This window comes from Streptomyces guryensis, from assembly GCF_021261325.1.
In the GTDB taxonomy this organism is placed as follows: Bacteria; Actinomycetota; Actinomycetes; order Streptomycetales; family Streptomycetaceae; genus Streptomyces; species Streptomyces guryensis.
Genome location: NZ_JAJSBI010000008.1, coordinates 313,405 through 325,942 on the forward strand (window position 1 = coordinate 313,405; position 12,538 = coordinate 325,942).

A 12,538-nucleotide genomic window follows, 5' to 3' on the forward strand; every position below is an offset into this window, starting at 1 on the left:
AGATGCCGGCCGGCATGCGCGCCCCGCCTACTTGAGCGCTGTACCGCCCGAGTTGTGATAGGCGATCGTCTTGCTGATCAGGTTTCCGCCGTCGGTCTCGATCGATGTCTGTTCTTGCTGCCCTGCACCGAACAGCAGCCCGGCGATATGCGCGTTCGCCACCTGGTCCATGTGCCCGAGCAACCAGTCCACCTTGTCGTCCTTGTAGTGGTTGAGGGTGTTGTTCTGCGCCATGTTGCCCACCGGGATCTGCCACAGGACCACCGGCTTGCCCACGGACTCGGCCATCGTCTTGTAGAACGCCAGACGGTCAGCGGCCTTCTGGTCGGTCCAGAATTCGTCACGGCCGCCGTGGGCCGGCTGTGCATACCAGCCCGCATCGCGGTCCGACACGTCGGAGACCAGGAAGTCGGCGTTCTGTGCCCCGAGGTTCGCGTAGTCCTTGACGCATGCCTGTGTGTTGGTCTGCCAGTCGAAGCAGGAAAGGTGCAGCCCCACGGCGGTGTTCGGCGCGTACTTGTGCGCCATCGAGATCAGGCAGCGGGCGAGTCCGGCGGCGCTGTTCTCCTGCGATCCGCAATCCGTCGGATTCGCGCCCGAGACCTGTGCGGGAACCTGGTGCGGATTGCCGAGCGACCGGACGTAGCCCCAGAAGTCGGGTTCGAGGTCGATCGCGTCGTGCGACGTGCCGATCTTCTGGAGGAAGAAGCGGTAGTCGTTGAGGTAGCGGGTGAGCAGGTCGGTCCTGTTGATGGCCTTGACCTCGCCAGGACCGTCGCCCTCGCCTGCGGCATCCCCGAGGTCGCGCAACGAGTACCAGGTCCAGAGCATCTTCTGCGGGCGCGGGCTGCCCTTGTACGTCGCCTGGGCCGCCACGGAGTCCCGCCAGGTCACGTACGTGCCGGGCGCCGTGGTGCTGCCGTTCCAGCAGCCCCACCAGCCCGACCAATCGTCGTGGCAGCGCGCTGCCGAGTAGTAGTCCGACGACGGCGCGGGCCGGCTGTGCACATAGGCGTACCGCATGTCGAACGGCGCGGCGGCCGCCGAGGCGTCGGACATCGACCCGCCGATGAGCACCGTGCTGCTGCCCATGAAACGTGTCGTCGAACTGCCGCCACCGGCCACGGGAGACGGCGTCGACGACGGGTGCGAGCTGCTCGGAGCCCGGCTGGTGGGAACGCTGCCGCTCGGCGCGGTGGGCGTACCGGAGCTGCCGGCACTCCCGGCCGGGACGAGTTGCCACTGCTGATCGGCGCCGCCCCGGTCGCGGTTCTGGACGACACCGCTCCCGTTGGCTTTGGCGGCGTTGTGGACATCGACGGCCATGCCACTGAAGCGATTGACCAAACGCACGTAGCCGTTCGGCGACTTGGCCAGTGTGAACTGCTGGTTGGTGCCGTTCAGGTCTTTCCACTGCACGAGGGCGGAGCCGGCGGTCTTCGACCAGCCGAGGTCGTCCAGCACCTTGCCGGAGTTCCGGTTCTGCAGCCGGTAGTACCCGTCACCCGCGTCGATGAACCGCCACTGCTGGTTGGGGCCGCCATGACGGCTCCACTGCACCACCGCCGCGCCGTCGTTCTTGGCGGAGGCGCGGTCGTCCAGCACCTTGCCGCTGTTGCGGTTGACCAGCACGTACCACTTCTTCAGATCCACGGTTTTTTGCTGCGCCGAAGCCTGGCTGACCACGACAGCCGAGCCGGCCACGACGACCATGGCGAGACCCGCCCACAGACCCCGGCGCGCGAGCAACCGACGGCCACGATGCTTCGGGCGACCACCGCGCCCGCCGCCGTCGCCACGGTGGCCGCCGGCCTGGGGCGCCACCGATGAGGTGGGTGAGCCGGGGACATGTCTGTGCTCTCGTTCCAGGGACACGCCTGTGCTCTCTCTTTCAGCCGTTGCATCTGACCGGACCCCTTGGCCGGACAACACTGAGTGGTCCGAGAGGCCGAAAAGGTTGCCGCGAAGATCCACAGATTTTCTTCGCCTTGACCGCTTCCCGTTCGCCGCGAAGCGCGGCACGGCGAACGCCGGCGGCGGCGAACGCCTGACATGTCAGCAGGTGGGGTTGTCCACGCAGTGGACCGCTCGTCCACGTGCCGGCAGACCGCACCCGATCGCGATCACCGTGGATCAGCGCTGCAGGGTGAGGAGGCCCGGCCGCCACGGCAGTTGGTCGTAGGGGCCGCTCGCGGTGGGGGACTTGCCCTGGTAGAGGAGCTGCAGGTTGCAGGGGTCGATGGTCATGGTCTGGTCGGGGTTGTTGCGGACCAGGTCACCGTGGCTGATGTCGTTGGTCCAGGTGGCACCGCTGTTGGCCTTGCCGGCGAAGGGGTTGGACTCGGTGGCGGCCTGCGGGGTCCATGAACCGCTCAGGCTGGAGGCCGTGAACGAGCGGAAGTAGCGCTGCTCGTTCGCACCCCGCGCCTCGACGATCATGAGGTACTGGTTCTGGCCCTGGACCTTGTAGACCTGCGGCGCCTCGAACAGGTTCTTCGTCGTGTCGCTCATGACCGTCGTGTACGACGACCCGAAGCTGCCCGGGAAGTTCCCGATCGGCATGCTCGCCCGGTAGATCTTGCCGTTGTCACCGGCGAAGAACAGGTACATGTTCTGCCCGTCGGCGATCAGGGTCTGGTCGATCGGAGCGGCGCCGGGGATGCTGCCGGTGAACAGCGCCTGCGGCGCGGACCAGCCGTTGGGGTTGGTGGGGTCGCTGGAGGTGCGGTAGACGAAGGGTGACGCACCCCATTGGGACGCCAGCACCCAGATGTTCTTGGGCGCGAAGTAGAACAGCGTGGGCGCCACCGCGGCCCGGCTCATCCCGGTCTGGCCGGCCGACGCCATGTCCGACCAGTTCGTGAAGGGGGCGAACGCCATCGAGCCGTATGACGATCCCGACACGCTCGACGCGTAGACCAGGTGCTTGCCGTTGTACACCACGTCGGTGAAGTCCTTCACCGCGGACCACCCGTTCGCCGGCTGCGCCAACGCACCCGTCGACGTCCACCGGTACGTGGACGGAAGAGCACACGTGCTGCCCGTCTGCGTGGGCGTCGTCGGGGTCGACGGCCTGAAGTTCCAGTGCTGGTTGGCGGCGCCGCCGCCCGAGTCCCAGATCTGGACGGGAGTGCCGTTGGCGGTCTTTCCGCCGGGGATCTCCAGCGCCCGGCCGCTGGCGACGTTGGTCAGCGTGTAGGAGCCATCACTGTTCCGGTGGGCCCGCCAGTGCTGGTTGGCGCCGCCGCCCGAGTCCCAGACCGTCATCCTCGTCCCGTTGGCCGTCTGGTTGCCCGGCTCGTCCAGTACCCGGCCGCTGGCGACGTTGGTCAGCGTGTAGGAGCCGTCGCTGTTCTGGCCGGCCCGCCACTGCTGGTTGGAGGCACCGCCGGCGTCCCACACCTGGAGCGGGGTGCCGTTGCCGTTGTGTCCCGCGGGCTGGTCGAGAACGCGTCCGGAGGCCGCGTTGGAGAGCGTGTAGACGGTGCCGGAGGTAATGCCCCCGCTCTGCGTGCCGCCGCTGCCCAGGGCGGTGAGGACCGCGCTGTAGGCGGACTTCTTGTTGCCGCCCGCGTCGAACAGCAGCGGGTTCTCACCGGTGCGCCAGGAGTCACTGTCGCGGATGCCCCACACCGTGATGCCCGTGCAGCGAGCGACGTTCATGCACGCCTGGACGGCGTTGGCGTACGCCGTCGGCGACGCCTGGGCGATGTCGAGCTCGGTGATCTGGACGTCCACGCCGAGCGCGGCGAACCTGGACAGAGTGGTCTGGAAGCCGGCCGGCGGCCCGCCTGCGCCGAAGTGGCTCTGGAAGCCGACGCAGTCGATGGGCACACCACGGGACCTGAAGTCCTTGACCATCGCGTACACGCCCTGCGTCTTCGCGTCGGTCCAGTTCTCGATGTTGTAGTCGTTGTAGCAGAGCTTGGCCGAGGGGTCGGCGGCCCGCGCGGTGCGGAACGCCTCCTCGATGAAGCCGTTGCCCAGCACGTCCTGGAACACCGAGCTGCGGTGCCGGCCACTGCCGCCGTCGGCGAACGCCTCGTTGACCACGTCCCAGGCATAGATCTTGCCCTTGAAGTGGTTCATCTCAGTCGTGATGTGGTTCTTCATCACACTGCGAAGAGTGTCGGCGTCGGTGATGGACTTCACCCAGCCGGGCAGCTGCGAGTGCCACACCAGGGTGTGGCCCCGCATTCGCTGGCCGTGCGCGGTGGCGTGGCCGACGATCGAGTCGGCGGGGGCGAAGTTGAACGACCCGCGGGAGGGTTCGGTGGTGTCCCACTTCATCTCGTTCTCCGGGGTGATCATGTTGAACTCCCGGTCGAGAATCGTGGAGTACGTCGAGTCGCCGAGCTTGCCCGAAGGCACTGCCGTACCGAAGTAGCGGCCGCTGCCGGCCGCTGCGGCGGCCAGCGTGCGGGCATCCGGCGTGTGTGCGGCCAGAGCGACCAGCGGTACAGCAGCACCAGCGGCGGCGAGGACCACGGCCGCGGCGAGCACGCGGCGGGTGGCCGGACGGCGGCGATGAGAGCGGTTCTGATCTGACAACGGCATGTCCTTCTGACACAGCGGGCCTTGATCCGGCCCCGGTTACCCGCCAGTTGCCGCCACGCGCACAAAGGTTGCCGCGATCGAAGAAGAGTCTTCACGGCCGCCGTCACCTTCCCCAGCCCAGTTCCACTGCGACCTGCCGGCCACCATGGGGGCCACCGGCTTCGACGGGACCGACGCCGGCCCTGCCGACCGGGCCCCGTCAGCGGCTGGCGCGGCCTCCCCGCGACCGTCACCGCGACCACTGGCACCCAGCCCGGACGGACGCCGCCTGCACGTGGTCCACAACCGGAGCTGGTCGCCCACCGAGGTCCAGTCCCCCGTGGAGCTGACCGACGTCCTCAACGGCCCACCGGTCCGTACGGGGCCGCCGGTGCGCCCGGGTGCCCGGGACGTGCGGGTCTTCGCCGGGCCGGTGGCCGACCCGGCGACACCTGCTGCGCTGGTACTCGACCCGGGGCGCCTCACCGGGATCTGCTCGGCCATCGGGCTTGTGCGGCAAGGGGACTCGCCCCCTTGCCGCACAGCGGCGTTCACCGGGTCGGGACGAACCCTCCCCGGACCGACGCGGAGCCGCCCGAACCCTGAGCGTCGACGCGGTAGCCGTCGCCCGCCGCGCTGCGCACGCCGGTGCCGTTGTTGAACTGGGCGGCGAGCTCAAAGCTCCCGGCCGGCACGGTCAGGCCCGGCTTGAGGACCCAGCGGTAGACCAGCGTGCCGCCGGCCTCCTTGACGGTGACGGTGAAGTCACCACTCGGCAGGGTCTGCCAGGTGCCGGTGCTCCGCACCCCGCCGGTCTGCACGATCCGCATCTCGATCGTGAGCGAGGTGAGCGGCTGGGCCGTCTTGAGGACGAGGTTGCTCTGCGTCCAGTAGACGGTGCTGCGCGGGTCCATCGAGCCGGCCGACCACAGCGCCCCGTTCTGGCTCTCGCCGGCGGCCGGCGATGCACTGGTGGCCGGCGGAGTCGGGCGCGCGCTGCCCGGGGTGGTGACCGGGGCCGGCACAACAGGGGTGGGGCGGCCCGATGCCGGGTGCGGGGAGCTGACGGTCGGGGACGGAGCGGCAGGTGTGGTCACGGTGGCCGTCGCCGACGTTTTCGCGACGATGGCGGCGACGGCGAGGCCGCCGGTCGCCAGGATGCCGGTGGCGGCGAGCCCGGCGAGCGCGACCCTGGTCCCAGACCTCGCGAACGGCCGCGCGCGGTGACGGACGGCGGGGCCGGCCACGCCGCGTTGCACCCGGGCCAGCATCCGCGCATGGTCGGGCCGGTGGGCCTGGGCGGCCTCGCGCAGCCGACGGGCAATCTCCTCGTTCACCGCTTCCTCGTCCCTGCCACCAGGTCCCCGACCGCTCGTCCGCCAAGTGTCCTTTCCAGCTCGGCCATTCCCTTCGAGGTCTGGCTCTTCACCGTACCGACGGAGATGCCCAGCGCCACCGCCGTGTCCTTCTCCGACAGGTCGAAGGCGTGCCGCAGCACCACGCAGGCGCGCTTGCGGAACGGCAGCCGGGCGAGCGCCGCGCGGACGTCCAGCACGGCCGCCATGTCCGGCCCCTCGACCTTCTCGGGGCTGCGGGACCAGAACAGCGTGAGCCGGCGTCGCTCGCGCACCGCGCTGCGGATCCGTCCCCGCGCCAGGTTGGCCACCACACCGCGGGCGTAGGCGAGCGGGTGGTCGGCCTGGCGCAACCGGTCCCAGCGCTGCCACAGGGCGACCAGGGCATCCGCCGCGAGGTCGTCCGCCGCGTCGCTCTCGCCGGTCAGGAGGTGTGCTAGACGAGCGAGTTCGGCATAGTGGCGTTCGAAGAATTCGTGGAACTCCGCGGACGCGTCGTCGAGGAGCATCCCCCGGTCGCCCTCTCCTGGCAATGATGTGCGCGTTGGTTGCACGTTTAACAACAATGGGGGGCGCAGCCTAACAGCGCCCAGCCCGGGATACGAACGGCGGTCGTGCTCGGTTGCGGGCCGGTGAAGGCTGACCGGCGGGCTGCTCAATGCCGGGCGCACTGGACGCCGGTCGGCTGCGTGACGTCCGGCCGCACGGCGAGGCCGTCGACGGTCAGCCGCTCCCCGTGGATGTCGGTGATCCCGAGCGCTCCGCCGCGGCTGGTGCCGTCGGCGGACAGGAAGTAGTCGTGGTCGGTGCGGGGCAGCCGCCGCCGGCCGCCGGCGGTCCGCACCTCCAGCGCGGCCACCGGGTTCGGGTGGCCGATCACCTGGATCCCGCGCCACCACTTGGTGGACCCGCTCTTGTACCGGATGGCGATCGTGCCCGGCAGGTCCGGGCTCAGCAGCGACCAGGTCATCGGCAGCCGGCCCACCGACAGGTCGGCGAGCTTGGCGAACGCCTGTCGGCTGAGGTCGAGTCGCCCCGGCGCGCAGGGCCATGGGCATTCGTTGCCGATCCGTACCGTGATGGTGGCTCCGCCGGCCGCCCGGACCAGTACGTGGGCCCCGCACGCCTTGGCCGACTCATCGTCGGTGACGTTCATCGCCGCGGCCATCAGGTCGTCGGACGGCCCGTGCCGGCAGGAGCCGCTGCCGTCGCCGGCGGCGTAGGCGGTGCCGGCCCCCTGGTAGCTGACGGCCGGTCTGATCCGTCCGGCCAGGGCCGCCGCCCTGGAGCTCGCGGGCGCGGTACTGGTGGCCGAGGCCGCCGGAGTGGCCGAAGGCGACGGCGTGGCCGAGGCCGAAGCCGGGATCGCCGGACTGGCCGAGGCCGTCAGCTGCACCGTCGCACCCGCACCGCCGCCCGCCGCAGACCCGACGCCGGACGGGGTGGCCGCCCGCACGCCTGCGGCGGCCGCGTCGGCTGCCCTTCCGATACCGGTTCCGCTCCCGGTGCGGACGGTCAGGGCCAGGCACGCCGGCACACCGATGACCGGCAGCCCCAAGGGAATGCCCGTGACCGGTCCGCGCCTGCGCCACGGTTGCGGCGCGGCGTGCTTCGTTGTCCTCATGCCCGTCCATCCGGTAGTTCGACTCGGCCTTCCGGCTCCCAGTTGCCGCAGGAGACGAGAAGGTTGCCGCCCCGACGCTGATTTCTCGGCGACCGGTGCACGGACGAAAGGGATCTGACGAAGATCGGATACGGCGGCAACCTTTCCATCCCGCGCGGCCACCTAGGGGTGCACCACCGCGGCGAGCGCTGTCAGCCGCGTTGCGCCACCCGTAACCACGCACTCCGATCGGGAGCCCCACGTGTCACCTGACGACCCGACAACCGCCGATGAGCCGACGCCTCGGGGCCGTACGCACCGCCGTGGCCGAACGCGCCGCCACATCGTGGCGGGGGCGGTGGCGGCCCTGCTGGCAGGGGCCGGCGCGGGCGCCCTGGCGCTCAGCGCGGAAGCCGCGCCGACCGTCGCCGTCACCGTCGACGCAGGCACCTCACTGGGCACGATGCCCAGCACCGGGGTCGGCCTCAACACGGCGGTCTACGACGCCTACATGAACGACGCCTCGGCGGCGTCGCTGATGAAGGCGGCCGGGATCCGGCAGTTGCGCTTCCCCGGCGGCTCGGTCGCGGACGCCTACCACTGGAAGACGCATACCGTGACCGGCGGCAGCTGGGCCGCCCCGGGCACCGACTTCGACCACTTCATGGCCACCGCGAAGAAGGTCGGCGCCCAACCGATCATCACCGCCAACTACGGGTCCGGGACCCCCCAGGAGGCCGCCGGCTGGGTCAAGTACGCCAACGTCGACAAGGGCTACGGCGTGAAGTACTGGGAGATCGGCAACGAGATCCCCGGCAACGGGCACTACGGCAGCAAATGGGAGGTCGACACTCACGCCGACAAGAGCCCGACGGCGTACGCGAAGAACCTGCTCGCCTACGCGAAGGCGATGAAGGCCGTGGACCCGACGGTGAAGATCGGGGCGGTGCTCACCACTCCGGGCTCCTGGCCGGACGGGCTGAAAGCTTCCGGCGACAAGGCCGACTGGAACCACACCGTGCTCTCCATCGCGGGCAAGTCGATCGACTTCGTGATCATCCACTGGTACCCGAGCGGTGCCGGCACGGCCGACATCCTGAACACCCCCGCCCAGATCGCCGGCACCACCTCCGCGGTGCGCTCACTGCTCGACACCTACGCAGGCCCGCACGCCGCCTCGGTGAAGATCGCGGTCACCGAGACCTCCAGCGCCATGTCGCCGGCCCAGACCAGCCAGGCCGCGGCCCTGTTCGCGCCGGACACGTACATGAGCTGGCTCGAGCACGGGGCCGTCAACGTCGACTGGTGGGACTTGCACAACGGCATGGGCAAGCCCACCACCGTCAACGGCGAGACCGACTACCAGGACGGGGGCGTGCTCTCCGTCGGATCCTGCTCCGGCGGGACCTGCGAACCGGCCCGCGAAACGCCCTTCCCCACCTACTGGGGCATCCGCTCGCTGACCGCACTCGCACAGCCCGGCGACACCATGGTCAAGGCGTCCTCGGCCAACCGGTCGGTCGCCGTGCACGCGGTGCGGAGCAGCAACGGCGGCCTGAACGTCATGCTGATCAACAAGAACCCGCAGAACGCGGCGCAGGTGTCGCTCTCCTACGCCGGATACACCCCGGCCCCAGAGACGGTCAGGACCGTTTCGTTCACCAAGGGCGGCACCGCTCTGACCACGGCGACGCGGGGAACGGCGGCCGCACAGACGCTGCCCCCGTACTCGATCACGACTCTCCAGCTGAAGCGCGCGTCGGCGGCCACCCGCGCTGACGCCCCGTCTCCTGCCCCCACTCCGACCGCCGCTGCGCCGGTTGCCTCCGCCTCGGGCGCGATCGGGACCCGAGCGCAGGCCACGGCAGCCGGCGCACCCGTCGGCCGGCCGGCCCGGAGCAGCACGACCGGCGGCCTGGCTTCCACCGGGATGAGCAATGCTGTCACCTACAGCGCCGTCGGCGGCCTGCTGGCCGTGGCCGCCGGCTCCGTGCTGGTGCTTCGCATACGCCGCAGCAGGGTTTCGCACGGCAGGTGACCCCCGCCGCGCCCGCGGCTGACGGCCCGGCAGCACCGCCGCCCACCCGTGCACCCACCGTGGCGGGCGCGCCGGGCCGCCGGCCTCCGTGCCGGTGTCGACGGCACCAGGAAATGTGTCTGCAGTGAGGACGGCGGAGCGATCGTGCAGGCGTGGGCGGCGGAACCGCCACGGTGATCAGCCCGGCGCCAGACTGACGAGTGCGGGGCCGCGCAGCGGCGATCCGCACGATCGATCGACGTGATCACCCGATCGTGAGTTCTTCCGGACTCCCGCCCGATATGACGCGATGCTCGAAGGGACGGCGCGTGACCGGCGCCGCCCGGATGGGCTGTGGGTGGGGGAAGAGCATGACGCGAGAAACGGGACGGCGCGGAAGCCTGGACGAGCAGGCGTTGCTGCTGGTGGCCGGGCTGGCCGATCTGGCCGTGAGCACGCTGGGTACTGCCGTCGGCGCGATGCGGGGGCTGTTGCGCCGCTCGGACGCCGCGGAGCTCGCCGCGCAGGCCGAACACGACCTCGCGGCGCGTGGGCGCCTGGTGCTGGACCGGTACGCGGCCGTGCCCCCGGCTCACCTGGAGATCCTCGCCCGGCATGTGTCGGCTCGGAAGAGCGCCGATGATGACTGACCGGTGGGAGCCGGTCGCGTTCAAGGTCCGCATCGACGAGGTGCTGCGCCGGTTCGTCGCCCGGGAAGCCGATCAGTTCGCCGCGATCGATCCGCTCCTGAGCCCGGTGGCCGAGCAGTTGGAGGCCGCGGTCGCGGAGGGCAAACGGCTGCGCGCGGCGTTCTGCTACTGGGGCTGGCGCGCGGTGGGCCAGCCGGACAGCGACGCGCTGGTGCGGGCGGCGGCGTCCATGGAGCTGGTGCACGCCGCCGCGGTCGTTCACGACGACCTCATCGACGACAGTCCGCTGCGGCACGGGCGCCCCACGGCCCATGTCGCCCTGCGCGATGCCGTACGGCGTCGTCCGCGCGGCGCGGCGGCCGCGAGGTCGCTGGCGATGCTGGTGGGAGACCTGCTGATGGCGCTGGCCGGGCAGTTGTTCGCCACCAGCGGCCTGCCCGCCGCGTACCTCGCCCGTGCCCGCCCCCTGTGGTCGGTGATGGCCCGGGAACTGATCGCGGGCGAGTGCCTGGAGATCCTGCGTACCGGCGCAGGCCCGGACACCGAGGCGTCGCTGAAGGTGATCCGCTACAAGACCGCCAAGTACACCGTCGAGCAGCCCCTGCTGATCGGCGGCGCCCTGGCCGGGGCCGGCACACGGCTGCGCGAGGGCTACTCCGCGTACGGGCTGCCGCTGGGCGAGGCGTTCCAGCTGCGGGACGACCTGCTCGGTCTGTTCGGGGACCCGGAGCGCACCGGCAAGGCCGACGCCGACGATGTGGAAGGCCACCGGCCCACGGCCCTGCTGGCGGAGACCTGGCGCCTGGCCGGGGAGGACGACCGCGCGCGGTTGCGCGCCCTGCTGGGCCGGCGCCGCCTGGACTCGGATGCCCTGGACACGGTCCGCGAGGTGATGCGCGTGCTGAGGGCACCCGACCGCATCGAGGCCATGATCGGCGTCCGGGTGGAGGAGGCGCTCGGTGCTGTCGACGAACTGGACGTACCGGCCCCTGCCCGCACCGCCCTGACCGCACTGGCCCGCTCCGCGGCGGACCGCCAGTTCTGAGACCTCAGCCACCCCACAACGGAGCCCCGCCATGACGATGACGTACACCGACGCGTCGATGGACGCCCTGCGGCAGGCCGGTGACGAACTCGCCGACGCCACCGTCGCCACGCTCTTCGAACGCGGCCAGGTAGGCACGTTCAACAGCCTGATGCGCTACGTCTCCCTCGCCGGCGCTCCCCTGCCGGACGGTCTGCCCGAGGTCGCACGGGAGTACCTCGAGGCCACTCGTGTCCCGCCGGCCTGGGTGGACTGGTCGGAGATGGAGAAGGCCCGGCTGTTCTTCATCGACAACAACGTGCACATCTCCACCGCGCTGTCCTTCGCCTCCATGCCCGCCTGCTACGTCGTACCGCACGTGGCGAAGCTGCTGTCGGCCACCCACGGACTGAAGTACCCCTCCAAACGGATGGCGGAGACAGGCCAGTTCACCGTCTACCTGATGCAGCCCGACGCCTTTGAGGCCGGCGGACGCTTCGTCCCCGCCGCCCAGAAGGTCCGCCTCCTGCACGCCTCCATCCGCCACCACCTGGGGCGCGAGAACCAATGGGACGCGGCCGCGCTGGGAGTGCCGATCTGCCAGGAGGACATGATCGGCGGCCAGATGTTCTTCTCCCTGCTCGTGCTGGACAGCCTGCACCGCCTCGGCATCCACATGTCACAGGAAGGCGCGGAGGCCTACTACTACGCGTGGCGGGTGGTCGGAGCCATGCTCGGCGTCGACCAGGACGCGGTCCCCCAGACGCTCGACGAGGCCCGCCGGTTCCTCGACCTGTACATGATCCGGCACATGGGACCCTCGCAAGAGGGCGCGCAGCTGACCCGGCAGCTCATCGACCTCTACGAGGAGATCGTGCCCGGCACCTTCTTCGACCCGATCGTCTCCGCTCTGATCCGCCACCTCATCGGCGACACCTGCGCCGATTGGCTCGACGTACCGCACACCCCGTGGGACACCGTCGTCAAAGCCGTGCCCCACCTCCTCGGCGTCCTGGAGACCATCGAGGACCGCTCCCCCCTCGGTGCCTGGGCCCTGGACCGCATCGGCCACCTCACCACCGTCTTCGAACTGTCCTCCCTCACCCGCGGGCGCGTCATGCACTACGCCATCCCGGAACAGCTCAAGAAGGACTACGGCATCTCCCCTGCGGTACCCCGCACCCGCCGATGGGATCCCCCCGCGGCCACAGTCTGTTGATCACGCACATGCCCGGACCGCTCCCGGCGCAGGAGACGATGCGCACGGGAGCGGAGGGTGCGTTCTCGGCCAGACCTGCCGGCGTCGCCCGGGCCGGGGCACGAGGCCGGAGCTTTCGAGCGACGGCACCGCGT

Annotated in this window: 9 protein-coding genes; 4 read left to right on the forward strand and 5 right to left on the reverse strand. The window is 70.5% G+C overall.

The window, feature by feature from the left end:
- Positions 1–27: 27 nt before the first annotated feature.
- The 5 genes from LJ657_RS18905 to LJ657_RS18925 form a co-directional block, all read right to left on the reverse strand.
- A complete protein-coding gene (locus tag LJ657_RS18905; RefSeq protein WP_372487934.1) occupies positions 28–1,653 on the reverse strand; it encodes an RICIN domain-containing protein in 1,626 nt (541 codons plus the stop codon).
- A 480-nt stretch (positions 1,654–2,133) separates the two neighbouring features.
- Entirely contained in the window at positions 2,134–4,557 is a 2,424-nt protein-coding gene (locus LJ657_RS18910; RefSeq protein ID WP_232649795.1) for a non-reducing end alpha-L-arabinofuranosidase family hydrolase, read from the reverse strand.
- A gap of 530 nt (positions 4,558–5,087) precedes the next feature.
- Complete coding sequence (locus LJ657_RS18915) at positions 5,088–5,873, reverse strand: hypothetical protein (protein ID WP_232649796.1); 786 nt, start codon at positions 5,871–5,873, stop codon at positions 5,088–5,090.
- Complete coding sequence (locus LJ657_RS18920) at positions 5,870–6,400, reverse strand: SigE family RNA polymerase sigma factor (RefSeq protein WP_232649797.1); 531 nt, start codon at positions 6,398–6,400, stop codon at positions 5,870–5,872. The genes LJ657_RS18915 and LJ657_RS18920 overlap by 4 nt, the downstream gene beginning before the upstream one ends.
- A 146-nt stretch (positions 6,401–6,546) precedes the next feature.
- Positions 6,547–7,515 carry an expansin EXLX1 family cellulose-binding protein gene (locus tag LJ657_RS18925; protein WP_232649798.1) on the reverse strand — a complete coding sequence of 323 codons (969 nt, stop codon included), beginning with the start codon at positions 7,513–7,515 and terminating at the stop codon, positions 6,547–6,549.
- Positions 7,516–7,756: 241 nt separating this feature from the next.
- Between LJ657_RS18925 and LJ657_RS18930 the strand changes: the two genes are divergently transcribed.
- The 4 genes from LJ657_RS18930 to LJ657_RS18945 all read left to right on the forward strand — a co-directional run bounded on the left by LJ657_RS18930 (position 7,757) and on the right by LJ657_RS18945 (position 12,404).
- A complete protein-coding gene (locus LJ657_RS18930; RefSeq protein WP_232649799.1) occupies positions 7,757–9,532 on the forward strand; it encodes a cellulose-binding protein in 1,776 nt (591 codons plus the stop codon).
- A 350-nt stretch (positions 9,533–9,882) separates the two neighbouring features.
- Positions 9,883–10,161, forward strand: coding sequence for a polyprenyl synthetase (locus tag LJ657_RS18935; RefSeq protein ID WP_232649800.1), 279 nt, complete (start codon positions 9,883–9,885; stop codon positions 10,159–10,161).
- On the forward strand, positions 10,151–11,206 hold the full coding sequence (locus tag LJ657_RS18940; protein WP_232649801.1) for a polyprenyl synthetase family protein: 1,056 nt from the start codon (positions 10,151–10,153) through the stop codon (positions 11,204–11,206). Before LJ657_RS18935 ends, LJ657_RS18940 begins: the two co-directional genes overlap by 11 nt.
- A gap of 37 nt (positions 11,207–11,243) precedes the next feature.
- Positions 11,244–12,404 carry an oxygenase MpaB family protein gene (locus LJ657_RS18945; RefSeq protein WP_232649857.1) on the forward strand — a complete coding sequence of 387 codons (1,161 nt, stop codon included), beginning with the start codon at positions 11,244–11,246 and terminating at the stop codon, positions 12,402–12,404.
- Positions 12,405–12,538: the final 134 nt, after the last annotated feature.